Origin of the sequence: Sphingobium sp. MK2 (assembly GCF_040170545.1) — a bacterium.
GTDB lineage: Bacteria > Pseudomonadota > Alphaproteobacteria > Sphingomonadales > Sphingomonadaceae > Sphingobium.
In genome coordinates this window covers 65443-90198 of the sequence record NZ_JAZDXA010000004.1, presented here as the reverse complement: position 1 = coordinate 90198, position 24756 = coordinate 65443, and the positions used below count along the sequence as shown (strand labels likewise).

Here is a 24756-nt window from a genome sequence, read left to right as displayed (position 1 = left end):
TCGATAGGGTGACACCCCTCCGTCAGCACTTCGTGCTGCCACCTCCCCCACAGGGGGAGGATTTCGTTTGATTTGCTTTATCAAGCCCTGCCGTCATTCTATTATCAATTCTTTGCATCCCCGCTTCCCGCTGCGCCCGACTTGCGATAGTCGGGGCGTAATTATGAACAGGGACAGGCAGGTTCGGCGAAAGGGAGAGATGGCGTCATGATGACGCTCAGTCCCCTTGCCGCCATCATATTGGGTGTCGTGCTGGCCGGATGGCTGGCGGCGGCCGTTTGGGCGCTTGCCAGTGGACAGCGAATGCGCCGCGAGGGCATGCAGGCCCAAGGCAAGTTTGATCGCCTCGCAACATTGCTGGTTTCAGCGCCCGCCGCGCCCGTCATCATTCACCCCGATGGACGTATGGAAGCGGCCGATCGCCTGGCAAAATGGCTTGGCAAGCCGCGCGTCCCCAACTTTGCCTCCGAACTCACGGCAGCCGATGGCGGGCTGGAGCCGGAAGATGCGGCAGCGCTTGCCGGTGAGATTGCGTCGGCGCAACGCGCTGGCAAGAGCTTCTCGCTGCCAGTGCGGGGGACAGGGTCTTCGCGTTTGCTGTTGGTGCGCGGTGCGTCGGCCGCACCGGAACTGGCCTCCAGTGGCGGCGTGGTGTTGTGGATATTCGACGCAACCGACAGCCAAGCGGAAATACGTTCGCTCCAAAGCAAGGTCGGCCAGCTTAGCGACGCGCTCGAAGCGCTCGCAGGGCTGGTCGAAGCTGCGCCCTTCCCGATGTGGCACCGGACCCCCGACCTTCGCCTCAGCCTTGTCAACAGCGCCTATGTCCACGCCGTGGACGGTGGCAGCGCCCATGACGTCATCGCGCAGGGCATCGAACTGGTCGAGCCTGTGGGTGGCCTTTCCCCGCAATCCGCCGCAGCCGAGGCCGTGGCGCAGGACGAACCGATCGCCCGTATGGTGCCAGCAACCATTGACGGCGAACGGCGCACGATGCGCGTGGTCGACGTGCCGCTCGGCGTTGCCGGGGTCGCGGGCTATGCGATGGACCAGCATGAACTGGAACAGGCACGGGTGGAGCATCGTCGACTGGAAGCGGCGCAGCGCGACTTGCTTGATCGGCTGTCGGCTGGCGTGGCCCGTTTTGGCCCCGACCGGGCGTTGCGCTTCTGGAACCAGCCTTTCATCAGCCTGTTCGCGCTGCGTCAAGAGCAACTGGCCGATTCGCCCTTGTTCGAGCGGGTGCTCGATCAGATGCGCGACGCGCGGCGCATTCCCGAACATCGCGATTTTCCTGCCTGGCGCGCGGAACGGCGCGACTGGTTCCTGTCGCCCGACCCGCGTGAGGAAAATTGGCTGTTGCAGGACGGCACCCATTTGCGCGTCTATGCGCAGCCCTTGCCCGATGGCGGCCTGCTGCTGATCTTCGAGGATCGCACCGAGCAGGTGCAATTGTCGAGCGCGCGCGACACGCTGTTGCGGGTGCGGACGGCGACTTTCGACAATCTGTTCGAATCGATCGGCGTATTTTCGTCCGACGGGCGGCTGCAGATGTGGAACAGCCGGTTCCGCAGCATTTGGGGCGCGACGGAAGAGATGCTGGCCAAGCACCCCCGTATCGACGACCTGATGCGCGACGTGCAGGCGCGGCTAGCCAAGCCACAACAGGCCAATCTGGTCCGCGAACTGGTCCGCGCCGCCACGATCGAGCGCAAGCAGCGCGCGGGCCATGTCGGTTTCGCCGATGGACGCATCTTCGAATTTGCTGCTATTCCGCTGCCCGACGGCAATGCGCTGTTCACCATGCTGGACGTGACGGACAGCCGCCGGGTGGAGCAGGTGCTGCGCGACCGCAACGAAGCGCTGGAGCAGGCGGATCAGGTCAAGACCGCCTTCGTCACCAATATGAGCTATGAACTGCGCACTCCGCTGACGACCATCGCTGGCTTTGCCGAGATGATGAGCGCGGGTTATGCTGGCGAACTCAGCCCATCGGCCAAGGACTATGTCGATGGCATCCTTCAGAGCACAGGCCGCCTCGCCATGCTGATCGACAATGTGCTGGACCTGACCCAGGGCGAGGCGGGCACCCTGCCGATCGACCGTGCGCCCGTTGATCTGGCGGCCGTGGCGCGAGAAAGCGCCAACCGGCTGAGCGCCGACGCGAAGGCCAAGGGCATTGACCTCGCCGTTTCACTGGAAAACAGTCTGGGCGTGGTGCAGGGCGACGCGCGGCGCATCGGCCAGGCGATCGATCACCTGCTCGACAATGCACTGGCCCATTGCGGCAAGGGCGCGCGCGTATTGCTGCACGGCGATGGCAGCGGCGACAAGGCGCGGATCGTCATTTCGGACAATGGCCCCGGCATTCCGGCCGCCCAGCAGGATGCGATTTTCGATCCGACCGCGCGCGCGGGTCAGGCGCGGGCCGGGGGCCGTGCGGGCATCGGCCTGCCGCTCGCCCGCCAACTGGCGCAGGCACATGGCGGCACGCTGCAACTGGTGTCCGAAGCGGGGCAGGGGACCATGATCGTGATCGAATTGCCGCGTGGCTGACCGCGCCATCCATCTGGCCGACGAAGCGGCGATGCTTGACCTTGGCCAGCGCCTCGCGGGGCAGGCGCGCATTGGCGATGTGATCGCGCTTTATGGCGGGCTGGGCGCGGGCAAGACAACGCTGGCGCGTGGCATCCTCGAAGCGTTGGGACTGGAAGGCGAGGCGCCGAGTCCGAGTTTCGCGATCGTCCAGCCCTATGACGTGCCCGAAGTCCGCCTGCCGGTCGCGCATGTCGATCTCTACCGGCTCGACGACGCGCGTGAGGCCGACGAGCTGGCGCTCGGCGACTATCTGATGGACAGCCTGTTGATCATCGAATGGCCTGATCGATTGGGCGATGCGCTGTGGCCGCATGCGCTAGGATTGACCATTGCGTTCGACTCGGATGGCGGACGGCGCTTGACAGCGGACGTGCCGGACGCTTGGACGGAGCGATGGTCACAGCTATGATCCCGCCCGCCGCCGCGCCCGCTTTCCTCGCCCGCGCGGGCTGGGGCGACGCCGCCATCCTTCCGCTTGCCGGCGACGCCTCTTTCCGCCGCTACTTCCGCGTCATCGACGACAGCCGCCGGGCCGTTTTGATGGATGCGCCCCCGCCGCACGAAGATCCCCGCCCTTTCATCGCCATCGCCGAACATCTGCTGACTGATGGCTTTGCCGCGCCCCGCATATTCGCGCGCGACCTGGACGACGGGTTGGTGCTGATCGAGGATTTCGGCGACCTGCGGGTCAAGGAGCATCTAGATGCCCGGCCCGATGACGAAATGGCCGTCTACGCCCGCGCGATCGACCTGCTTGCCGACCTGCACCGCCTGCCTGCCGCGCCCGTGCCTGCCTATGACCGCGCCGTTTATCAGCGCGAAGTCGGGCTGCTGACGGAATGGTATTGCCCGGCGATCGGCCTCGCGGTCGATCAGGACGCTTATGTTGCAGCCTGGGATGCCGTGCTGCCGCAGGTCGAGCAGTCGGCCAGCCCGACCGTCACGGTGCTGCGCGACTATCATGCCGAAAATATCATGCTGATCGACCGGACGACCTCGCATGGCCTGGGCCTGCTCGATTTTCAGGACGCGCTCGCGGGGCATCCCGCCTATGATCTCGTGTCATTGTTGCAGGATGCGCGGCGCGATGTGCCGCCGGAAGTCGAGGCAGCGATGCTGGCGCATTACAAGGCCGTGGCGCAACCGCCCGCTGATTTCGACGCGGCATATGCGGTGCTGGGCGCACAGCGCAATGCCAAGATCATCGGCATCTTCACCCGCCTGTGGCAGCGGGACGGCAAGCCGCGCTACCTCTCCTATCTGCCGCGCATGTGGGGCCTGCTGGAGCGCGATCTTGCGCATCCCGCACTGGCCCCGGTGGCCGACTGGTTCGCCGCGAACATTCCGACCGACAAGCGCCATGACGCGCTCACGGAGTTTCGGGCGGCATGATCGACACGGCGATGCTCATGGCGGCGGGCCTTGGCAAACGGATGCGTCCGCTGACCGCCACCCGGCCCAAGCCGCTGGTCAAAGTGGCGGGCCAGCCCTTGATGGATCATGCGCTCGACCGGCTGGAAGCAGGCGGCATCCGCAAGGTAGTGGTGAACGTCCATTATCTCGCCGACACGGTCGAGGCGCATTTGCGCGCGCGCAAGGGCGGGACGGAGTTCCTGATCTCCGACGAGCGCGCCAAATTGCTGGAGACGGGCGGTGGTCTAGTCCACGCCAAGCCACTGCTGGGCGACAAGCCCTTCGTCTGCGCCAATAGCGACAATCTGTGGATCGACGGGCCACAGGACACGCTGGCGCTGATGCAGCGCCATTGGGATGCCGATCGGATGGACGCGCTGCTGTTGCTGGTGCCGCTGGCGCGGGCCAACTGCCATAGCGGGCCGGGCGATTTCCACATGGACGCCAATGGGCGGCTGACCCGACGCAAAAGCGCGCATGTCGCGCCCTTCGTCTTTACCGGGGTACAGATCCTGTCCCCGTCGCTGCTGGTCGATCCGCCCGCCGACGTCTTTTCCACCAACATCTTCTGGTCCCGCGCGATCGCCGCTGGGCGGCTCTATGGTGTTTCGCACCAAGGGCTGTGGTTCGACGTCGGCACGCCGCAGGCCATTCCGGTGGTCGAAGCCATGCTCGCCCATGGGTGATCGCGGACGCCCCGCACTCTTCACGATACCCGCGCATCGCGCTTTTGCCGACGCCCTTGTCGCGGGCATCATGGCGCGGCAAGGACGCGATCCGCTGGCGCTGTCGCGAGGCATGATCCTGTTGCCCAGTAATCGCGGCGTGCGGGCGGTAGCCGACGCTTTCGTGCGCGCGTCAGGCGGGGGATTGCTGCTCCCCCGGCTTATTCCGATCGGCGACCCGGACATAGGGGAGCAAGTCGGTGGGGCGCTTGATCCATTGGGCGAGGATCATCCCGTCGCGCCTGCAATAGCGCCGATGCAGCGGCAGATGATCCTTGCTCGCTTGGTACAGCAGGCACAACCCGGTATCGATGCCGGACAGGCGCTGAAACTGGGGCAGGCGCTGGGACAGGTGCTGGACCAGATGCAGGTCGAACGGCTGACCCCCGACGCGCTGCGCAAGCTTAGCCTTTCAGACGAATTGTCAGGTCATTGGCAGAAGTCATTGACCCTGTTAGAGATTATCATTGCCCGTTGGCCGGCCGAACTGGCGCGGCTTGGCTGCATCGATCTGGTCGATCGGCGCAATCGCCTGTTCGATCGGCTGGCCAAACGCTGGGCCAACGCGCCGCCCTCTGGCTTCGTCGTCGCGGCGGGTATTTCGACCACGGCCCCTGCCGTGGCAGGACTGTTGCGCCGGATCGGCGAGATGCCGGGCGGCATGGTGGTGTTCGCCGGGCTGGACCAGCATATGGACGATGCGGCCTGGCAGGCGATCGGCCCGTTCGATCCTGACCCGGTGACGGGCCGTGCGCCCGCGGGGCATGAGAGCCATCCCCAATATGCGCTCAAGCGCCTGCTTCACGCCATGAGCGCGACACGCGACGATGTGGCTCAATGGCGCTGGGGCAGCGAACATGATGCGCGGGCGGTGCGCGGGCGCAATATTTCCAATGCGATGCTGCCGCCGCGCCTGACCAGCGGCTGGCGCGACCTTAAGACTGCCGACCGCTCACTTGCCGGTGTAGAGGCGCTGGATGTCGCGACGCCGGGCGAGGAGGCGCAAGCCATCGCCATTGCCCTGCGCGAGGCATTGGAAACGCCGGGACGGACCGCAGCTTTGGTGACGCCAGACCGGCAATTGGCGACGCGCGTGTCCGCGCATCTGCGCCGTTGGGGGATAGAGGCAGATGATTCGGCGGGCTTGCCGCTCTCTCGCCTGCCGCCCGGTACGCTGCTGATCGCGATGGCGCAGGCGGTGGCGGAGCGCTTTGCCCCGGTTGCGCTGCTGACGTTGCTCAAACATCCGCTGGTGATGCGTGGGGCGGGGCGTCTCGCCTGGCTGGAGGGCGTGCGCGGTCTTGATCTGCTGCTGCGCGGCCCGCGTCCGCAGGCCGGGCTGATCGGCATCGACCAATTATTGCGCCCGCGCGAGGATGAAGACCGGCAAGGCGCCTTGCGCGAACAGGTGCGCGATTGGTGGCCGCAGGCGCGCGCGTTGCTCGAACCGCTGGAGCGCGCATTCCTCGCGACGCCCGACCTGTCGGGCCAGCTTGCCGCTATCCGCGAGCAAGCGGGTGCGCTGACGGGGGACGCGATCTGGGCCGGGCATCAGGGGCAGGCCGCCGCCGATCTGTTCGCCGAGATGGAGGCGGCTGCGCCCGAAGGGCCACGTCAGGCTGACATGCGCGCTTTGCCCGTTCTGCTCGACCATATGCTGGGCGGCGTGTCGGTGCGTCCGCCCCAGGGTGGTCATCCGCGCATTGCGATTCTGGGCCTGATCGAAGCGCGGCTGCAACAGGCCGATCTCATGGTGCTGGGTGGCCTTAACGAAGGCACCTGGCCCGGCCTGCCCGCGCCCGACCCGTGGCTTGCGCCGCGCATCCGGCGCGAATTGGGCCTGCCGGGGCTGGAAACCCGCATTGGCCTGGCCGCGCATGATTTCGCCAGCGCGCTGGGTGTCCCCCATGTCCTCATCACCCGTGCGCGGCGCGGTGGCAGTGGCCCGGCGGTCGCTTCGCGCTTCTGGCTGCGGTTGAAGGCCATGTCCGGCCCGCAATGGAAAAGCGCCGACCGTTATGCCGTGCTGGCGCAGGCGATCGACCGGCCCGATGGCCATCACCCGGCTTCGCGGCCCGCGCCGGTGCCGCCTTTGTCCGTGCGGCCAAGGCTGATCCCGGTGACGGATGTCGATCGGCTCAAGGCCGACCCCTATGCCTTCTACGCCCGTCGCATCTTGCGCCTGGCCCGGCTCGATCCGGTCGATGCCGATGCGGGACCGGCCTGGCGCGGGACGGCGGTGCATGAAATCCTCCAGCATTGGGCGGAGGCGGGCACGCTCGATCCCGCTGACCTGGAAGCGCGTGCGCAGGCGATGTTCGACCGGCCCGAAGTCCATCCCTTGCTCAAAGCCCTGTGGCAACCGCGCCTGATGGAAGCGATCCGCTGGATCGCGGCGGAGGTCGCCAAGGACAAGGCGGCAGGACGCACGATATTGGCGGTCGAGCGCGAAGGTAGGGCGGAGGTCGCCGAGGTTACGCTAATGGGCAAGGCCGACCGGATCGACCGCTTGCCCGACGGCACGTTAGGCGTCATCGACTATAAGACCGGCAAACCGCCCAGCGCCAAGATGGTCAAGGCGGGCTATTCGCTGCAACTCGGCCTGCTGGGCGTCATCGCCGAGATGGGCGGTTTTGATGGGCTTGGTGATCAGCCGCGTGCGGCCGACTTCGAATATTGGTCGCTTGCCAAGAAGGGCGACCAGTTCGGCTATCGCGAAAGTCCGGTCGATCTGACAGGCAGCCGTGGCAAGATCGTCACGTCCAGCTTCACCGCCCATGCCCATGAGCAATTCAGTGGATTGGTGGCGGACTATCTGCTTGGCACCGCGCCCTTTACCGCGCAACTCAACCCGGAAGTTGCCAATTATGGCGATTATGACCAGCTCATGCGGCTGGAGGAATGGTATGGCCGCGACGATGGCTAAGGCGCGCCCACTCCAGAAGCTGCTCGGCAATCAGGCGCAGGCCGCCGCGCCCGACGCCCATGTCTGGCTGTCCGCATCGGCCGGCACGGGCAAGACCCATGTGCTTACCGCGCGCGTCTTCCGCCTGCTGCTGCAGGGCGTGCGCCCGGAAAATATCCTGTGTTTGACCTTCACCAAGGCAGGCGCGGCGGAAATGGCCGATCGCATCCATGACCGGCTCGCCGCCTGGGTGCAGATGGATGACAAGGGGTTGTTCGCTGACCTTGAGGCTTTGGGCGAAGAGTCCGGCCCCGATGCCCGTGAGCGTGCCCGCCGCCTGTTCGCCGAAGTGCTGGAATCAACGGGTGGTGGCCTGCGCATCCAGACCATTCATGGCTTTTGCCAGCAATTGCTGACCGCCTTTCCGCTGGAGGCGGACCTGGTGCCCGGCTTCCGCCCGCTCGACCAGCGCGAACAGAGCGCATTGGCGCGGCAAACCTTGGCCGACATGGCGGTTCGGGCGCAGGAGCAGGGCGATGGCGCACTGATCGGCGCGCTGCAGGCGATCAGCCTGCGGCTGGGCGAGGGTGGTGCGGAACATTTCCTGCTGCGCTGCGCCGCGCGCGTCGATGCGCTGGCGGCGCTGCCAGATCCGATCGCGCCTTGGCTCGCGGGCCAGTTCGATCTGCCGGAGGGCGATATTGATCAATGGCTTGCTGACCAATGTTCCGACGATGTCTTCGACATGCGGACCTTGTCTGCGCTGGTCGCCGCCAATGTCGTCTGGGGCAAGGGGCGGGGTCTTGAACGCTGTGACCGGATCGCTGCCTGGCGCGCTGCCAATCCTGCCACCCGCGCGGCGACCCTGGCCGATCTGCACCGCGCCTGGGCGAAAACCGATGGTGATCTGATCGAGGCCAAGGGCTGGGTGCCGCCGGACGACGGCTATGGTGCCTTGTCCACTCGCCTGCACACGCGCTGCGCCGAACTGCTCGCAACCAAGGCCCGTGCTGATTATGCCGCTTTGCTGGCGCAGGGACTTCATGCCGGACGCGCCTATGCCATGGCCTATGCCGAGGGCAAGCGGCTGGCCGGGGCCGTCGATTTTGAGGATCTGATCGCCCGTGCGGCCCGCCTGTTGGAACAGGATGGCATCGCCGAATGGATTCGCTACAAGCTCGACCAGCGGATCGACCATATATTGGTGGATGAGGCGCAGGACACCAATGCCGCGCAATGGCGCATCGTTCGCACGCTGTCCGAAGAGTTTTTCGCAACCGAATGGGAAGCGGGCGAAAAAATCCGCACCATCTTCACAGTTGGCGATTTCAAACAGGCAATCTTCGGCTTTCAGGGGACCAGCCCCGCCAATTTCGCCGCTGCGCAAATCCTGTTCCAGCGTGATGCCGACCATTCGGGCCACCGGCTCCACGACCTGTCGCTGGACCATAGTTTCCGCTCCACGCCCGCCGTGCTGGACGTGGTGGATCGTACCATCGCGACCCTTGATGCAGGGCGGCTGGGGCTGGAACCCGGCGATGTGCGGCACATCAGCGCCAATCTCCATCCCGGCGAAGTGCAATTGTGGAAGCCGGTGATCGCGGGCCTGTCCGACGATGCCGAGGGCGAAGAAAATTGGGCCGCCGATCAGGAACGCAAGCTGGCGGAGAATATCGCGCGCCAGATCAAGAGCTGGATCGACGACGGGCTGATGCTCGAAAGCCGGGGGCGCCCGGTGCGTGCGGGCGACATCATGATCCTGGTGCGCCGCCGCAATGAACTGGCGCGGTTGATCGTCGCCCGCCTCTATGAGGAAAAGGTCGCGGTTGCGGGGATCGACCGACTGCGGCTCAATGCGCCGCTCGCCGTGCGCGATTTGCTCGCCGCGCTCCGCTTTGCGGTGCAGCCGGAGGATGATCTCAACCTCGCCGCGCTGCTGGTATCGCCCCTGATCGGCTGGACCCAGGACGACCTCATGACCCGGCTGATCGGTCGGCGGGGCGGATTGTGGCGGCACCTGACCCACTCTCTGGACGATGGCTTGCTCCAGCCCTTGCGCGACCTGCTGGCGGTAGCGGATTTTTCGACGCCCTATCGCTATTTGGAAGCGATCCTGTCTGGGCCGATGGATGGCCGCCGTCGCCTGATCGACAGGCTGGGCACCGAAGCGGCGGACCCGATCGAGGAATTGCTGAATGCGGCGCTGGGGTTCGAGCAGGACGACCACCCTTCGCTTCAGCGGTTCATCGACTGGTTCGACCGGGGCGAGGTGGACATCGTGCGCGATGCCGCGGCGCAGGGGGACAATCTGCGGCTGTTGACCGTACATGGGGCCAAGGGCTTGCAGGCCCCCATCGTCATTCTTGCCGATGCCTGCCTCGATCCCGATGCGGGCAACCGGATGGATGGGCTGGAATGGAACGGCTTGCCGATCCTGCCGCCGCGCAAGCCTGAACGGCAAGGGCCGATCGGTGACCTTGCCGAAGAGGCGGCGCGGGTCGAGCGGCAGGAACATTGGCGGCTGCTCTATGTCGCGCTGACGCGGGCGGAGGAGCGGCTGGTCGTTGCCGGATCGCTTGGCCCGGCGGCCAAGGGGCAGGTGAAGCCGGAAAGCTGGTATGGCGCGGTCGAGGCGGCGATGGAATCGCTTGGTGCGCCGTGTGAAGACGACCCGATCTGGGGCCAGGCGCGCCGCTGGCGGGGGACGGAAAGCCTGCCGCGCGCAAAGGCCGATACGGAGGTGGCTGAGATGCGCGATAGCGTGGCCGAACCAACATGGCTTCGCCAGCCTGCGCCGGTGGAGGCGCGCCCACCACGTCCGCTCGCGCCATCAGCCGCGGTCGAGGATGAACAGCCCTATCCGCCGCCGACACCGGCGATGCGCGCGGCGGCTGACCGGGGCCGCTGGCTCCATGCGCTGTTCGAGCGATTGCCCGCCGTGCCGATCGATCGCCGCCGGGACGCGGCCGACCGCTGGCTGGTCCAGCAAGGCGTTGACGACGCAGCGCTGCGCCAAGAGGTAATCAACCAGGCCTTGCGCGTGATCGACGCGCCCGATTTCGCCGGACTGTTCGGGCCGGACGCACTTGCCGAAGCGCCGATCGCGGCAGTGGTGGGCGAAGCGGTGATTGCGGGAACGGTGGACCGGCTGTGCGTCGGCGCGGATCGTGTCCAGATCGTCGATTTCAAGACCGGGCGAGTCGCGCCGCTGACATTGGCCGAGGTGCCGATGGCGCATGTCCGCCAGATGGCGACCTATGTCGCCGCGTTGCAAGTCATCTTCCCCGACCGGGCGATCGAGGCGGGATTGCTCTACACCAGCGCCCCGCGTCTCATCACCCTGCCGCCCGAACTGCTCGCGGCGCACAAGCCCGGCTTTGTGCCCGCGCAGGAGAATTTGCCGCTCCCGCCCGTTGAGCCGGGCGAGCAGGCGTCCTAGATAGCCAAGCAACGCAAGGAGAATAAAGACATGGCCACCAAGGCAGTAACCGACGCCAGCTTTCAGCAGGATGTGATCGACGCCGACAAGCCCGTGCTTGTTGATTTCTGGGCCGAATGGTGCGGTCCGTGCAAGATGATCGGCCCGGCTCTGGAGGAAATTTCCGAGGAACTGGGCGACAAGGTGGTGATCGCAAAGGTCAATATCGACGAAAACCCCGATGCACCCGGCAAATATGGCGTGCGCGGCATCCCGACGATGATCCTGTTCAAAAATGGCGAGGCCGCGGCGACCAAGGTCGGCGCAGCGCCCAAGAGCGCGCTCAAAAGCTGGCTGGAAAGCGTCCTGTAAGATCGATGCAGGCGGGCAGGGTTAGCGGAACAAGATCTCCGCTGCCCTGTCCCACAAACGCGGCGAGGACGCACCCAGCAGTCCCCGGCGCGTGTCGCCAACGAGATACGGCGACCCATCGAGCCGCTGGCAGCAGCCGCCCGCTTCGTTCAGGAACAATGTGCCTGCGGCATGGTCCCACGGCAGCGTCCGAGCGAATACCGACACATCATTCTGCCCCAGCACCAACCGAGGATATTGTTCGGCGGCACAACGTGGAATGTCCACCAGCGCGAAGCGGTTATGCGACCGCTGCTGAATGTCCGCCCGTTCCTCCGGCGTCATGAAATAGACCGCCAGCGCCGCGATCGGCAAGTCGCCGCCGCTCTCGCGCGCCTGCACCTGTTCGCCGTCAATATGGCTGCCCCCGCCCAGCATGGCATGGCACAAGCGACCAGTCAGTGGGTCGAGTATCCAACCCGCCAGTGTCGCGCCGCCATCAACGAGCGCGATCATGATGCCGAAGGGTGGATGGCCCGCCGCGAAATTGCCAGTGCCGTCAATCGGGTCGATGATCCAGTTCAATCCGTCGCCCGCCCGATAAAGGATCGTCGGGTCTGCCGCGCAGGCTTCTTCGCCGATGATCCCGGCTTCGGGTAGGATCGCGGTCAGTCCTTCGGCCAGACGAAGCTCGCTTTCCTTGTCAGCGATGGTGACCAGATCGTCGGCTGCCGCCTTGGCACTGATTTCATGGCTTGCCAGATTACGATAGCGGGGCATGACGATGTCGCGCGCGACATCACGCATCAGGTCGACTACAGGCCTATGGATATCGAGTTGCATCAGCTACGATAGTCCGCGTTGATCGCGATATAGCCATGCGTCAGGTCACAGGTCCACACCGTCGCACGGCCCTCGCCCAGTCCCAGATCGACGCCGATTTGGATATCCTGCCCTTTGAGATGCGCGGCGACGGGCGCCTCGTCATAGCCTTCGACCGCCAGGCCGCCGGTCGCTACCTGCGTGGCACCAAAGCGGATCGACAGAAGATCGCGATCGGCCGGTTCGCCGGCCTTGCCGATGGCCATGACGATCCGGCCCCAATTGGCATCCTCACCCGCAAGCGCCGTCTTGACCAGCGGCGAATTGGCGATCGACAGGCCGATGCGATGCGCGCTTTCGTCGCTCACCGCGCCTTCGACGCTGATCTCGACGAATTTAGTCGCACCTTCGCCATCGCGCACGACCAGATGCGCGAGTTGGCGGCAAATGTCCGACAGCGCGGCGTGGAAGGCATCCGCCCCCGCATCGTCCATGCTGGTGATCGGCGCATTGCCCGCCTTGCCGGTGGCAAAGGCCAGCACCGTGTCGCTGGTCGAGGTATCGCTATCGACCGTGATGCAGGAAAATGTCCGCTTGTTCGCCGCCGACAACATTTGTTGAAGTAGGGCCGGATCGATCGCCGCGTCGGTGAAGATATAGCCCAGCATCGTCGCCATATCCGGGGCGATCATGCCCGATCCCTTGATGATGCCGACCAGTTCTACGCGCGTGTCGCCGATCATCGCGGAAACATGGGCACCCTTGGCATAAGTGTCGGTTGTGCCGATGGTGGTGGCGGCTGCCTCCCAGTCGCAAGGCGCTGCGTCGAACGCTGCTTCCAGCCCTGCTTCGGCCTTGTCGATGGGCAGGGGCACACCAATCACCCCGGTCGATGAAATCAGCACGTCGGAAGGCAGGCAGCCCAAATGGTTGGCGACCTTCGCCGCAATCGCTTCCACCGCTGCGCGTCCGCGATGGCCGGTAAAGGCATTGGCATTGCCAGCATTGACCACCAGCGCCCGCGCAGACCCCAATGGAATGGCATCGCGACACCATTCGACCTCTGGCGATGGGCACAGGCTTTGTGTCGTCACGCCCGCAACCGCCGTGCCTGCATCCAGTTCGATATAGGTCAGGTCGCAACGGTCCCAATCCTTGTAGCGCGCCTGCGCCACGCGCAGCGTCACGCCGGCGATGGGCGGCAAGACAGGAAAATAGGCGGGGGCGAGGGGGGAGCGCTGCATCTGTGTCTCGCTATAAAGTCGATGGGTGCTCCTTTAGGCAGGCCGTGCCCCGGAACAAACAAGTTTTTCGTTTCGATGCCAGATGCCGTCAAACGCAGGCGGAGGTGAAGATAACGGGCGATCCGGTTATGATGGTGCCAGCGAGGCCCACCAGTGCGGACACGGTTGCCAGGCGTCGTTCCAATCCTTTTGGCAGCCGTGCGGCCCAGCGGAGCACCACAACACCGCCTAGCGCGAAACAGACCCAGGTGACGACCATCGTCCACCGGAACGCCGAACCGCCGGGCAGAGGCCAGCCATGCCATCCGCCCGCGCAGCCAATACCGTGGAGGGCATAAAGAAGCGAAAAGGCCAAAGCCCACAGCCATAGGCCGACCGTCACGCGCCCCAGCATCCTCATGTCAGCACCATAGGCACGAACAGGCACGACAGCACGATGATCGTCACCACCGCGCCATAAGTGGCGAACATCCGGGTTATCGTTGATTCCTGCGACCGAGCCACGGAGACATAGCCCGCGCCGATCCGGGCATGCAGGAAGATCGCACAGAAAAGCGCCATGAACGCATGCACCCCCGCATAGACGATCAGCGCCCAGCTTGCAGCGGCATAGGCATGGCTGGTCGGCGAGGGCAGGGCGGTTATCCCCAACGCGACAAGCGCCACGATAGCAACGACCTGCGCCGCGGCCGCCATCCTCATGATCCGCCGGGCTATTGCCAAAGCGCCCGTCATCAAGACGCGGTGAACCCGTTGCGCCAACAGGGCACCGGCCAACACAGCTAGCCCAGCGATCAGGCCAAATATCACACCACCGTCAATCAAAGCCGGAGGCGGCCAGTTAGGGGCGATGACCCACAGAAAGGCATAACCAAACAGGAGTGACGAGAACAGCGTGCCATCGGCCACCAGCAGCAAACGACTTCCCCACCAGCCCGGTCCGCCATGCGCCTCCCGATGAACCGGGGCCGACTGGCCGCAACCAATGGATACCGGCCCCACATCCGATCGTGCGCCAAGCGCCCATAGCCACTGCCAGGCCATGATTGTAACGCCTGCAAGGGGGAGTAGCGCGAGCCAATAATAGCCCAACAGCAACGACAGGAAAAAACATCCGGTCACGGCTGCGGTTATTAGCGGCAAACGGCTATTGCCTGGCAGAATGACAACATGGTCGATCGCCCCGCTGGTCGTATCCACCGCCATCGTCTCGCGCCAGCCATATCTCGCTTCGGCCAGATATCCCTCACCCCGCGCCAGCTTCAGCGCGAGATCGGGGTCGTCGCGAAGTGGCTCTCGCCCCGTAATCTGGGGCTGGCTGGCGATGTTATAGGCCGTCGCGGGGATCGGCATGGCCCATTCGAGCGTGCCCGCGTGCCAGGGGTTTCGGCGGGTGCGGCGCGACATGAAAATCTGAAGCAGAACGTCGATTGCAAAAAGCGCGAAGCCGAACGTCATGATGAAGCTGCCGACCGACGACAGGAGGTTGAGCCAGGTCCAGCCCATTTCGTCGGAATATGTATAGATTCTGCGCGGCATCCCCAGCAATCCGGTCAGGTGCATCAGGAAAAAGGTCATGTTGAAACCTATGAGGATCAGCCAGAAGGCTGCCTCGCCCAACTGCTGAACGCGCGCGCGCCCGGTAAAATGGGGTAGCCAGTAATAAGCCCCGGCGAGCATCGGAAAGATGAACCCGCCGACCAGCACATAATGGAGATGGGCGACCACGAAATAGCTGTCATGCGCCTGCCAGTCGAAGGGGACCATGGCCAGCATGACGCCGGTCAGTCCACCCAGCACGAAGACGATGAAAAAGCCAAGCAGATAGAGCATGGGTAGCTTCAGTTCTGGGCGACCGCTCCATAATGTGCCGATCCAGGCGAATATCTGCACGGCGGTCGGCACCGCCACGAGCGCAGATGCGGCCGAGAAGAATCCGAGCGCCATATGCGGGATGCCCGTGGTGAACATATGATGCACCCACAGGCCGAAACTTAAGAAGGCCAGCGCCAGCAAGGCAGCGACGATCCAGCCATAGCCGAGGATATCGGTGCGGGCCATGACGGGCAGTACAGTGGACACCACACCGGCGGCTGGCAGAAAGATGATATAGACTTCGGGATGCCCGAACAGCCAGAAAAGATGTTGCCACAAAAGCGCGCTGCCGCCACGCGCCGCATCGAAAAATGGCCAGTCGAACGCGCGTTCCACTTCGAGCAAAATGGACCCAAGGATGAGCGGCGGAAATGCCACGATCATCATCAGGGCCGTGATGAGCAGATACCAGGCGAACAGCGGCATTCGGTCAAGGCTCATGCCCGGCGCGCGCAGCTTGAGAATGGACACCGTAATCTCAACAGCCGCCGCAATCGCCGAAATCTCGACGAAGGTGATGCCCAGCAGCCAGACATCGGCATTTATGCCCGGCGTATAGGCTTTGGAGGATAGCGGCGTGTACATGAACCAGCCGCCATCGGGTGCCACCCCAAATGCCAGCGCCGCGATCAGGATCGTTCCGCCGAACAGATAGCACCACCAGCCATAGGCCGACAGGCGCGGAAAGGCCATGTCGCGGCTGCCCAGCATCTTGGGCAGCATATAGAGCGCCAATCCCTCGAACATGGGGATGGCGAACAGGAACATCATGATGCTGCCGTGCATCGTGAAGAGCTGGTTGTAGATGGCCGGACCGACAAAAGCGCTGCCGGGCGTCGCCAGTTGCGCCCGGATCAGCATGGCCAGCACGCCGCCGATCGCGAAGAAGGCAAAGGCCGCCAGGATGAAGCGCTTGCCGATATCGGAATGATTGACCGAACTGATGGTCCCGCGCCACCCCTTCGGCGTCCCCCATATCGCTGTCAGCGCCCGGTGCCGTTGCAGCGTCGTCATATTAGTCATTCTTCCCCCCGCTGGAACGCTGCCCAGCTTTCGGCATCATGCGCCATCACCCGGAAACGATTGGCGGTGTGGTTCAGGCCGCAAAATTCGGCGCATTGCCCCTCGAACAGGCCGGGATCGCTCGCTTCTATCCGCAGGATATTCGTCAGGCCCGGTATCGCGTCCATCTTGCCACCCAGCCGCGGCACCCAGAAACTGTGGATCACATCAGCGGAGGCGATGCGCACGTCCACCGGCTGTCCCGCTGGAATATGCAGAATATCACGGGTTGCGATCGTCCCGTTTGCGCCGGGCTGGCGGAACGTCCAATACCATTGATGCCCGGTTGCCTCGACAGTCACGACATCGCTGGACGGTCGCGCAATGGTGCGTTCTCCCAGCATCAGCGCATAGCCCAACAGCGCGATCAATATGACGCTGGGCATCGCGAGGCCAAGCCAGCCGATCCACAGACCACTATTTCGCGCGCCGCGAGGACCGCGCCGAAAAGCCAGCGCCAGCAAGCCCAGCGTCAACAGCGTCAATAGCGCCGACCCGCCCAGCATGACCCACCATAATGTCGCGATATGACCAGCGGCCGGCCCCGCGACATCCAGCGTTGACAACGGTCCGCCGCAACCGCCGACAATCAATGCTGGCATCAAGGCCATTATTCGGTGCAAAGCAGGGCCATGGACAAGGACATTCAATCCGACGACGCGCTGGTCGATCCGATTTCGGCTCAACCGCATTTTCATCGCACGGAATCGCAGATCGCGATTGCCGGTCACCCGATCCACGCCATGCTGGTGGCTTTTCCGATTGCGCTGACCATGTGTACCTTGGGGGCTGACGGCTTTTACTGGTGGACAGGCGACATTTTCTGGGCGCGCGCGGCCTTGTGGGCCAGTGGAATGGGCTTTTTGTTCGGCTTGCTTGCTGGCCTTTCGGGCACGGTCGAATTGCTGCTCGTGCCGGGTATTCGTGCCCGTGCGGCGAGTTGGACCCATTTCGTCATCGCCGTGATGCTGCTCTCGATTCTGGGCGCGAACTGGGGCTATCGCCTGGGCATTGGATATGAACAGGCAGTGTTGCCCTGGGGCATAATGCTCTCCGCCTTCGCCGCGGGGTTTACGGCGATTACGGGCTGGCATGGCGGCAAGCTGGTGTTCGACTATCACATCGGCACCTCATCGACCGGCAAGGGCTGATCCATCGGCGTGGTCAGCCAGGTCGGCGCAAGCGTATCGCTCAGCAATGGCTTGGCCAGCACCAGCACCAATATGGCGCTCATGACGGCCAGCGACATGGTGACGAGTAGCACCGCGCTGGGCGGCTCATAATTGCCCTGCCGCTCACCCATATTGAGCGTGACATGGCCGATCCACGCATGGAGCAGGACCAGCAATCCCACCACGACCAGCTTGGCGAACATCCAGGGCACGAACACGCCGCGCAGGAAGATGAGGGCAGTGCCCATCGCGATGGCGATGACCGCCGCCGGCGTCACCACGCCGACATAGGCGCGATGCGTCAATATCCGCAGCCGGGAGAAAGTGGCTTGCTGATGATCCTGGTCATGCTTCGCCAAAAGCAGCGGCAACGCCACTAATCCCGCGCACCAGATCGACAGGGCCGCGATATGCAGCAGTTTGAGCAATACAATCATGCCGCCATTTCCGCCCGTGTCCACAGACGTCGCCCAATCAACCCCGCGATGATCGCATAGGGAATGATGCCTGGCGCCCACATGATGAGACCGGCAAGCTGCTGATCGGCCAATTGATCCAATCCCCATTGCAGCGTCGTGCCGACATGCGCCTTATAAAGCGGCTGCGTCGCGAATGTCAGCAAGGCCCCCAACATCCCCATCTGCACCATGGCGAGGATCGCGGCGAGCGTCGCTGGCACCGCAGGCGCGCTGAACAACGCCCGCCAGAACCAAAGCGCCGTGGAAAACAGACTCGCCTGCATCAGCCAATAGGTTGGGCTGTCCATCAACGCCCGATCATAGAATGATGGGACATGCCACAACCAAAGCGTTGCTGTAGCCGCGAGGAGCGGCAGGCCCAAGCCTTGGACATGGCGGGAGGGGGAGGCCAGTGCGATGAGCGGCGCAGCGACCGCAACCAGCAGGATGTGATGAAGGGCGCGCGCAGAAAACAGGGCGACGCTCAGGGCGCAGAGCGGCGAAACAAATGCCAGCGCCAATATCGCGACACCGCCCAGAGCAAGCTGCGGATGCTTCGTCCGCAGCGCAAAGGCGGCGCATAATGCCAGCGCCAGTAACAATAGCGGATCGAAGTTCCAGCGACCGATCCATTCATCAGGCGATGGGGCGGTTCCGCAATAGCTTGTCATTACCCCAGTTCCCTCAATCATATGTCCCCTCGATCAAACCCTGTCCTTCACCCAGCCGACTGTCGAAGCCTATCATGTCCAAAGGCGATAGCGACCGCAACGGCACCGCCACCGATGACATTGCCCACCGTGCTGAAGGCGAGGTTCAAAAGTCCGCCAATCAAGTCGGGGCTTGCGCCCGGTGCTGCCAGCCATCCCAAGGGAAGCAGCGACATATTGGCGATGGAATGTTCCAGGCCAGCAGCCACGAAAATCATGACTGGGCCTAGAATGGAAACCGCCTTGCCGGTGATGGTGCGCGCATTCATGGACATCCAGACCGCGAGGCACACCAGCATGTTCGCAAGGATGGCCGAGCAGAAGATGGCAGCGGGCGATTTGGCCAGCTTGTCATCGGCCAAGGTGATCGCTGCTTCACCAACGCCATCACCAAGGCCGCCGCTGCCCGCGAATAACAGGGCGATGACAAGCGCACCGATAAGATTGCCGAACCATACCAGCGTCCATGCCCCGAACATCCGGCCTGGTTTCAGAGCGCCGGTCGTCATCGGCAGCAGCATCATCGTGTTGCCGGTGAACAGTTCAGCCCCAACGATCATAACCATCATCAGGCCCACGGAAAAGGCAAGCCCGGATAAGAGCCGCACCGCACCGCCATCTCCCATATCAGCCTGCGCCACGAGCGCGGCGATTGATCCAAAAGCAATGAACGCACCAGCCAATATCGCCAGCACCAGCATTCGCGCCCAAGGCTTCTTTGCCTTGTCCGCCAACATCTCCGGCGCAGCGGCCGCTATTTTTTCGCCAACGGGATCGTCGAAAATCGCCTCGGCCATTATCTTGCGGATGGCTCTATGCGCACCGGCACGGCCTTGCTTGCCGGGGTCTTGGAATGGCGGTCGTGATGATGCAGCGCTATCAGGGGATTAAGTTCTGGATAATAGCCCACGATCGTCCCGTCGGGCAGGTCGAAGGGGATGATTTCCAGATCGTCGATGCGACGCGCATGGCCATCGCCCGCGTCCCCGGTCAGCGACACGCGCTGGCCTTCGGTCAGACCCGCCCTCGCCATGTCGGCTGGATTGATCAGCACGACATTCCGTTTGCCTTCTATGCCGCGCAAGCGGTCGCTATAGCCATATATGGTGGTGTTGAACTGGTCGTTGGAGCGGACCGTTACGAGCCGATATCGGCCATCATCGTCCGCTACGTCTGTAGCAGCGAGCATATCAGGCGCGGTGAACTGGGCTTTCCCGCTTTCGGTTTTCCAAATTCGCTCCCGCGCGCTATTGCCCCGATAAAAGCCGCCCGGTTCAAAAATGCGTGCGTTCATATCATGAAATTCTTCATGATAAGTCTCGGCGATCAGATCGCGGACCAGACTATAGTCTGCCGTCCATTCGTCCCAGCGCACCTTGGGATTAGGAGGCAGCGTCTCCTTTGCGATGCCCGCAACGATCGCCATCTCTGATTTCAGATGCTCGCTGGCCGGTTTGCGATGACCAATGGAAGCATGGATGTGGCTGAAACTGTCTTCAATAGTGACCGTCTGCGGTCCTCCCGCCTGCAGATCCTCTTCGCTGCGGCCCAGGCAGGGAAGAAGATAGGCGATCCTGCCATTGAACAAATGTCCCCGGTTCAATTTGGTGGAGATCTGAACGGTCAGACGCATTTTCTCCCAGGCGGGTTCGATCCGGGCCTGATCGGGAATTGCGCGCAGGAAGTTGCCACCCAGGCCGATAAAGGCCTGAACGCTGCCATCCAGCACGCCTTCGCATACTTCCACAGTTGTCATGCCCTTGTCGCGCGGCGGATCGAAGTCGAACTGCTCGGCAAACTTGTCGAGCGGGACCAGTTCGGGTTTTTCGGAAATGCCCACCGTGCGTTGGCCCTGCACGTTAGAATGGCCGCGAACCGGGCATATGCCCGCACCAGGACGGCCGATATGGCCGCGCATCAACAGAAGATTGACGAGCATGGCGATATTCTCAAAGCCATGGACATGCTGCGTCAGACCCATGCCATAGACGCCGATCACCCGTTCGGCTTCTACATAGACCCGTCCCGCTTCCTCGATATCGGCGCGAGTAAGCCCTGATTCCTGCTCGATCCGGACCCATGTCGTAGCATCCGCCTTGGCCCGAAACGCCTCGAAGCCCTGGCAATGTTCAGCGATGAAGGCCCGGTCGATCAACGTCCCGCCCCGGCGCGCGTCTTCGGCCAACACATATTTGCACAGCCCCATGATCGCGGCGATGTCGCCCCCGGCGCGCACCTGCAGATATTGGCAACTAATCTGCGTGCCGTTGCCGGTCAGCATTTGCGTTGGCCGTTGCGGATTGACGAACTCGATCAGTCCCTTTTCCCGAATGGGATTGAAGGTGACGACCTTGCAGCCGCGCTCGACCGCCTTTTGCAGCGGATGCAGGAACCGTGGGCTATTGGTGCCGGTATTCTGCCCGAAAAAGAAAATCGCATCGCATTGTTCAAAATCGTCAAGAACGCATGTTCCAACCGGCGAACCGATCAAACTGTTCAGTGTGACCGACGTGGTTTCGTGGCACATATTGGAACTGTCAGGCAGATTATTATGCCCATAAAGCCGCGCGAACAGCGCGTAGAGATAGGAGGTTTCCAGACTGGCGCGACCGGACGCATAGAAAATTGCCGACTTGGGGTCGATCGCCTGCAATTCTGCGCCGATCGTGGAAAAGGCTTCCTCCCAACTACATGGCACATAATGATCGCTCGCGGCGTCATAGCGCATGGGATGCGTCAGGCGGCCCTCATGCTCAAGATCATGATCGCTCCAACCGCGCAGTTCGGTCACGCTATGTTTGGCAAAAAATTCCGGGGTACAACGATGCGTGGTCAATTCCCACAGGGTCGCCTTCGCGCCATTTTCGCAAAATTCAAAAGCATGGGGATGTTTGGGCTTGCCCCAGGCACAGCTTGTACACATGAAACCGCCAGTCTTGTTCTGGCTACGCAATGTCTCCAACGCGCCGGGCGTGGATTTTTCGCCCAGCGCGGTGCTGCCCATGCCGCGCAATGACCCCCATCCGCCCGTCGCATTGTCATAGTCGACTGTTTCGGGAGGGTTCGTCATATAGGCTCCGACATGCTTGATCCTATAGGGTAAGCCCTCGCGGCCATGTTGGTTCCGTTACCGACATAAGGCAGGCGAAGCCGTCGCGCGGCGGTTGTCCCTCCTTCACTATAGATGCTCATCCGATGAAAGCGCCCCGCCATATTGTTCGAGAATGGGGCCGCGACGCAGCGCAAGCAGAGCGATGGCGGCACCTGCGGCAAGGTTGACGAGCAAATGCAGGTCTCCGGCACCGAACAGGAGAGGCGACACAGCAACCGCGATACCGCAGGGGATCAACAGATAGCGAGCCACCCGGACGATCTCCGCCGCTGCGAGCGAAACCACGGTCAAGATCACAAATCCCATCACATGGTCGGCATTGGCCATGCTGCTCTCGGCCCCCAAGGTCAGCCGCGTGAACAGGAGCGAAACCCCTATCAGACCGGCCGCCGCGAGGTTCCACGGCAGGTTGACGCCACCAACGGCCATGTCGCGCAGGACCGCGCCGGGCGCGCGATCAAATTCATCCCTGTCGTCGATCCGACCGTCGGGGTCCGCATCGCCCAACAGAAAGACGCGCAACCAGTCTTGCCCTGCCTTCGCCCGACGCCGGACAAACTGCACCGTCGCCACCAGTTCATCGACGGCATAGGGCACCTGGATCAGCATCGCCGCGGCGGCCACCAGCGTCAGTGTCGCCCAGGTGCCGATAATGATCGGCTGGATGATGACGAAGCTGATCGACACGATGCTGAGCGGCACAATCATTAGTCCGAACAGAAATACCAGCCACGGCATCGTGCGCCAGCGCGCCCGCGATCCGACAATGCCCGTCACGATTTCGAGCGCATAGGTATAGCCGCCCAAAGCCGCATCGGGGATGGGGAAGGCTTCGGACACCGCCGAGGTGATAACCGCTTCCGTTCCGTTCTTGGCTGGATCATCGGGCAGGCCGGAGAAAAACGGGTCCCATACAGAGTCGATCTGCCCAAGCTGATAGGCAGTCAGGTAACGCGCTACCACGAGGCCGATGAGCGCCAGCAGGATGATGGGCAGACGCTGGGTCCAGGAGGAGGGATTGTACGACCATCCGGCGGGTATCGTCGATCGGTCCATCGCTGCGGCCATGGATGGCCCCGGTTCGGGGCGAGCGCCCACCGCAAAGGAAAAGACCAGCATGCCTACCAGCGTATCCGACAGGAAGGCCGCCGGATTGCCGGTCCAGAACAGGAACGGGATCGCCATGAGCAAGGCTCCGACACCGGCCGACACCCAGCGTGCCCAAGTCATGCGCCAGGACAGCGCGAATGAGGCAAAGATGATGAGCGCAGCACCAAGCCCTATTTCCGACCAGAATAGTGCGGGCTCCCGGACCTGAACGATGACCGGCTGGGTCAATATCCAGAAGCCCAGCGCTATATTGGCAAAATGCGCCCAGCGCCTTGCCTTGTGATCGGCCTTCCGGCACGTTTCATAGTCGATGCGAAGTGCCTCAGGGTCTTGTCCAGCGGCCTCGGCGTCCGTCACAAAAGCGGGCGCGGTCATGCCATTAGCGGCATACCATGCGGCAGGATCATTCTTCAGCGTGGCGATAATCGCGGGCAGTTCGTCGGCCAGCCGATGCCGGGGCACCCAGCCGAGCAAGTCTCGCGCCTTGCGCGTGTCGAGCGCATAATGACGGGGGCAAGCGGCGCGAGCAAGTGCTGGACGTTGACCACAATCCGCCCCGTGTGGTCAGGGTCGTTGGCTGGCAGCGGTGCATGACATGCCTCAAGCCGTTCTTCAGCGACGACATATTGCGGCTACGGCTCTGCACTGGCCCCAAAGGTTGCCGAGAGGCTCACAACTGTTATTCTTCGGTTCGGACCTAGAGCGGCCTTGCTAAGGCAAGCGATGTTCCATACAATTCATTTACCGAGATCGCACGGCTTCCGATGCGATAAATCTCGTTCGTTCCACAGATATGCTTTCGGGGAGTATCATCATGGGAATTTGGGACAGCCTCAAGGAACTTGGTAGCGAACTGGGACAAGCGGCCATGAAAACCATGGCTTCGTACGGACAGGTTGAAAAAGTCATAGAAGAACTGAAAGAGTCACCCAAGAGTGGTTGGAGTGGCATCATAGAAGCAGCTTACAGAGAGGCAGAAGAAGGTCCTGGAGATTTGAGAGCGTTTTCGGACATGTTTTCAAAGCGTCTGTCCGATCTTGAAGATGAGGATTCTCGCTTTAGGGGGGTTCATACGCTTTGCATGGCCGTCATCGCTAAGATTGGAATTCAGAAACTCGCAGATCGTTAGTAGAGCGATTCTATCGCCTTCCAATAATTTCTATTGCGATAAATACTTCGATCTCGTGTTTCAACTTTTGAACTGAGGCGTAGTATTTTGCGGCAGTAGGAATACGGTTTGATATCAGTTCTAAACCCACCTTCTTTGCGACCATTGTTATGACGTCTTGGAATGTTAAACTCTGAAGAATGATTTGGGCAATAATTTTTGCATGTTCATGTGTTAGTTCGTCGAGATTCTTAACTGAGTTGGCGAAAATAATGTGTGATGGCGTCGCCTGCGCCATCCAAGCACTGATATGAGCGGTCGCCTGCCTGCGTTTCTCGTTGTCCTGAGCATACCCATTGCGCTCTAAGTCAATGAGGCAATTTATGTATGCGCGCCCGATGTTGCTCGGCGAGTCCTCGATGGCAGCATCCTTGAGCCGACCGCACTTCGATAGCAACATCACGCGCTGCTCATGCAATCTGATTGCTGTTAGCCAATGCTGATTTATCGAAGACACTGGTTTGATGCCCTTGTTGTGGCGGAAGCGGTGGGATTCGAACCCACGGTGAGCTTGCACCCACGGCGGTTTTCAAGACCGCTGCCTTAAACCACTCGGCCACACTTCCGTTGTTTGGCTTCCTAGCGCGCCGGACGGACTTGCCAAGCGTAAAAA

The 24756-nt window shown here is 62.7% G+C and carries 20 protein-coding genes and 1 tRNA gene; 9 read left to right on the top strand and 12 right to left on the bottom strand.

The annotated features are described in order from the left end of the window. Positions 1 to 210: 210 nt before the first annotated feature. The 7 genes from V2I08_RS03295 to trxA are packed head-to-tail and all read left to right on the top strand — an operon-like array spanning position 211 to position 11431. Positions 211 to 2556 carry a PAS-domain containing protein gene (locus V2I08_RS03295; RefSeq protein ID WP_349633902.1) on the top strand — a complete coding sequence of 782 codons (2346 nt, stop codon included), beginning with the start codon at positions 211 to 213 and terminating at the stop codon, positions 2554 to 2556. Next, positions 2549 to 3007, top strand: coding sequence for a tRNA (adenosine(37)-N6)-threonylcarbamoyltransferase complex ATPase subunit type 1 TsaE (gene tsaE / locus V2I08_RS03290; RefSeq protein WP_349633897.1), 459 nt, complete (start codon positions 2549 to 2551; stop codon positions 3005 to 3007). Before V2I08_RS03295 ends, tsaE begins: the two co-directional genes overlap by 8 nt. Then, positions 3004 to 3990 carry a phosphotransferase gene (locus tag V2I08_RS03285; RefSeq protein WP_349633901.1) on the top strand — a complete coding sequence of 329 codons (987 nt, stop codon included), beginning with the start codon at positions 3004 to 3006 and terminating at the stop codon, positions 3988 to 3990. The genes tsaE and V2I08_RS03285 overlap by 4 nt, the downstream gene beginning before the upstream one ends. Then, positions 3987 to 4697 carry a nucleotidyltransferase family protein gene (locus V2I08_RS03280; RefSeq protein WP_349633896.1) on the top strand — a complete coding sequence of 237 codons (711 nt, stop codon included), beginning with the start codon at positions 3987 to 3989 and terminating at the stop codon, positions 4695 to 4697. The genes V2I08_RS03285 and V2I08_RS03280 overlap by 4 nt, the downstream gene beginning before the upstream one ends. Further along, positions 4690 to 7662, top strand: coding sequence for a double-strand break repair protein AddB (addB, locus tag V2I08_RS03275; RefSeq protein ID WP_349633895.1), 2973 nt, complete (start codon positions 4690 to 4692; stop codon positions 7660 to 7662). Before V2I08_RS03280 ends, addB begins: the two co-directional genes overlap by 8 nt. Next, positions 7643 to 11080 (top strand): double-strand break repair helicase AddA, encoded by a 3438-nt coding sequence (gene addA, locus V2I08_RS03270; RefSeq protein WP_349633894.1) that lies wholly within the window; start codon positions 7643 to 7645, stop codon positions 11078 to 11080. Before addB ends, addA begins: the two co-directional genes overlap by 20 nt. Positions 11081 to 11110: 30 nt before the next feature. Then, positions 11111 to 11431, top strand: coding sequence for a thioredoxin TrxA (gene trxA / locus V2I08_RS03265; protein WP_069066681.1), 321 nt, complete (start codon positions 11111 to 11113; stop codon positions 11429 to 11431). A 21-nt stretch (positions 11432 to 11452) separates the two neighbouring features. Here trxA and V2I08_RS03260 read toward each other — a convergent pair whose 3' ends face one another. The 5 genes from V2I08_RS03260 to coxB all read right to left on the bottom strand — a co-directional run bounded on the left by V2I08_RS03260 (position 11453) and on the right by coxB (position 17015). Then, the gene (locus tag V2I08_RS03260) at positions 11453 to 12253 is read right to left on the bottom strand and encodes an inositol monophosphatase family protein (protein WP_349633893.1); all 801 of its coding nucleotides are present in this window, start codon (positions 12251 to 12253) and stop codon (positions 11453 to 11455) included. Further along, positions 12253 to 13476, bottom strand: a complete 1224-nt coding sequence (argJ, locus tag V2I08_RS03255; RefSeq protein WP_349633892.1) for a bifunctional glutamate N-acetyltransferase/amino-acid acetyltransferase ArgJ — start codon at positions 13474 to 13476, stop codon at positions 12253 to 12255. Before argJ ends, V2I08_RS03260 begins: the two co-directional genes overlap by 1 nt. Positions 13477 to 13564: 88 nt before the next feature. Next, entirely contained in the window at positions 13565 to 13876 is a 312-nt protein-coding gene (locus V2I08_RS03250) for a hypothetical protein (protein ID WP_349633891.1), read from the bottom strand. Then, on the bottom strand, positions 13873 to 16374 hold the full coding sequence (gene ctaD, locus V2I08_RS03245) for a cytochrome c oxidase subunit I (RefSeq protein ID WP_349633890.1): 2502 nt from the start codon (positions 16372 to 16374) through the stop codon (positions 13873 to 13875). Before ctaD ends, V2I08_RS03250 begins: the two co-directional genes overlap by 4 nt. Then, entirely contained in the window at positions 16371 to 17015 is a 645-nt protein-coding gene (coxB, locus tag V2I08_RS03240) for a cytochrome c oxidase subunit II (protein ID WP_349633889.1), read from the bottom strand. Before coxB ends, ctaD begins: the two co-directional genes overlap by 4 nt. A 30-nt stretch (positions 17016 to 17045) precedes the next feature. Between coxB and V2I08_RS03235 the strand changes: the two genes are divergently transcribed. Then, positions 17046 to 17564, top strand: a complete 519-nt coding sequence (locus V2I08_RS03235; protein ID WP_349633888.1) for a DUF2231 domain-containing protein — start codon at positions 17046 to 17048, stop codon at positions 17562 to 17564. Here the strand turns inward: V2I08_RS03235 and V2I08_RS03230 are convergent. The 5 genes from V2I08_RS03230 to V2I08_RS03210 all read right to left on the bottom strand — a co-directional run bounded on the left by V2I08_RS03230 (position 17531) and on the right by V2I08_RS03210 (position 23449). Then, a complete protein-coding gene (locus V2I08_RS03230; RefSeq protein ID WP_349633887.1) occupies positions 17531 to 18022 on the bottom strand; it encodes a CopD family protein in 492 nt (163 codons plus the stop codon). The two genes, V2I08_RS03235 and V2I08_RS03230, sit on opposite strands and share 34 nt — an antisense overlap. Next, positions 18019 to 18714, bottom strand: a complete 696-nt coding sequence (locus V2I08_RS03225; RefSeq protein ID WP_349633886.1) for a cytochrome c oxidase assembly protein — start codon at positions 18712 to 18714, stop codon at positions 18019 to 18021. Before V2I08_RS03225 ends, V2I08_RS03230 begins: the two co-directional genes overlap by 4 nt. Before the next feature lie 47 nt (positions 18715 to 18761). Further along, on the bottom strand, positions 18762 to 19550 hold the full coding sequence (locus V2I08_RS03220) for a formate/nitrite transporter family protein (protein WP_349633885.1): 789 nt from the start codon (positions 19548 to 19550) through the stop codon (positions 18762 to 18764). Beyond that, positions 19550 to 21823 (bottom strand): FdhF/YdeP family oxidoreductase, encoded by a 2274-nt coding sequence (locus V2I08_RS03215; protein WP_349633884.1) that lies wholly within the window; start codon positions 21821 to 21823, stop codon positions 19550 to 19552. Before V2I08_RS03215 ends, V2I08_RS03220 begins: the two co-directional genes overlap by 1 nt. 108 nt (positions 21824 to 21931) lie before the next feature. Further along, positions 21932 to 23449 carry a vitamin K epoxide reductase family protein gene (locus V2I08_RS03210; RefSeq protein WP_349633883.1) on the bottom strand — a complete coding sequence of 506 codons (1518 nt, stop codon included), beginning with the start codon at positions 23447 to 23449 and terminating at the stop codon, positions 21932 to 21934. Positions 23450 to 23789: 340 nt separating this feature from the next. Here V2I08_RS03210 and V2I08_RS03205 point away from each other — a divergent pair, with 340 nt between their 5' ends. After that, entirely contained in the window at positions 23790 to 24104 is a 315-nt protein-coding gene (locus V2I08_RS03205; RefSeq protein ID WP_349633882.1) for a hypothetical protein, read from the top strand. A 10-nt stretch (positions 24105 to 24114) separates the two neighbouring features. On the opposite strand, the gene V2I08_RS03200 is transcribed toward V2I08_RS03205, so the two are convergent. Together V2I08_RS03200 and V2I08_RS03195 are read right to left on the bottom strand one after the other, a co-directional pair. Then, positions 24115 to 24660 carry a hypothetical protein gene (locus V2I08_RS03200; RefSeq protein ID WP_349633881.1) on the bottom strand — a complete coding sequence of 182 codons (546 nt, stop codon included), beginning with the start codon at positions 24658 to 24660 and terminating at the stop codon, positions 24115 to 24117. Further along, a tRNA-Ser gene (locus V2I08_RS03195) sits at positions 24620 to 24709 on the bottom strand. The genes V2I08_RS03200 and V2I08_RS03195 overlap by 41 nt, the downstream gene beginning before the upstream one ends. Positions 24710 to 24756: the final 47 nt, after the last annotated feature.

Excerpts from the sequence above, each read along its gene's own strand:
- V2I08_RS03280 (WP_349633896.1), top strand. The coding sequence starts at position 3,987 with ATGATCGACACGGCGATGCTCATGGCGGCGGGCCTTGGCAAACGGATG.
- V2I08_RS03220 (WP_349633885.1), bottom strand. The coding sequence starts at position 19,550 with ATGGCCGAGGCGATTTTCGACGATCCCGTTGGCGAAAAAATAGCGGCC.
- V2I08_RS03260 (WP_349633893.1), bottom strand. The coding sequence starts at position 12,253 with ATGCAACTCGATATCCATAGGCCTGTAGTCGACCTGATGCGTGATGTC.
- addA (WP_349633894.1), top strand. The coding sequence starts at position 7,643 with ATGGCCGCGACGATGGCTAAGGCGCGCCCACTCCAGAAGCTGCTCGGC.
- V2I08_RS03225 (WP_349633886.1), bottom strand. The coding sequence starts at position 18,714 with ATGACAAGCTATTGCGGAACCGCCCCATCGCCTGATGAATGGATCGGT.
- V2I08_RS03230 (WP_349633887.1), bottom strand. The coding sequence starts at position 18,022 with ATGATTGTATTGCTCAAACTGCTGCATATCGCGGCCCTGTCGATCTGG.
- argJ (WP_349633892.1), bottom strand. The coding sequence starts at position 13,476 with ATGCAGCGCTCCCCCCTCGCCCCCGCCTATTTTCCTGTCTTGCCGCCC.
- coxB (WP_349633889.1), bottom strand. The coding sequence starts at position 17,015 with ATGCCAGCATTGATTGTCGGCGGTTGCGGCGGACCGTTGTCAACGCTG.
- ctaD (WP_349633890.1), bottom strand. The coding sequence starts at position 16,374 with ATGACTAATATGACGACGCTGCAACGGCACCGGGCGCTGACAGCGATA.
- trxA (WP_069066681.1), top strand. The coding sequence starts at position 11,111 with ATGGCCACCAAGGCAGTAACCGACGCCAGCTTTCAGCAGGATGTGATC.
- V2I08_RS03285 (WP_349633901.1), top strand. The coding sequence starts at position 3,004 with ATGATCCCGCCCGCCGCCGCGCCCGCTTTCCTCGCCCGCGCGGGCTGG.
- V2I08_RS03250 (WP_349633891.1), bottom strand. The coding sequence starts at position 13,876 with ATGAGGATGCTGGGGCGCGTGACGGTCGGCCTATGGCTGTGGGCTTTG.
- V2I08_RS03205 (WP_349633882.1), top strand. The coding sequence starts at position 23,790 with ATGGGAATTTGGGACAGCCTCAAGGAACTTGGTAGCGAACTGGGACAA.
- V2I08_RS03215 (WP_349633884.1), bottom strand. The coding sequence starts at position 21,823 with ATGACGAACCCTCCCGAAACAGTCGACTATGACAATGCGACGGGCGGA.
- addB (WP_349633895.1), top strand. The coding sequence starts at position 4,690 with ATGGGTGATCGCGGACGCCCCGCACTCTTCACGATACCCGCGCATCGC.
- V2I08_RS03235 (WP_349633888.1), top strand. The coding sequence starts at position 17,046 with ATGGACAAGGACATTCAATCCGACGACGCGCTGGTCGATCCGATTTCG.
- V2I08_RS03295 (WP_349633902.1), top strand. The coding sequence starts at position 211 with ATGACGCTCAGTCCCCTTGCCGCCATCATATTGGGTGTCGTGCTGGCC.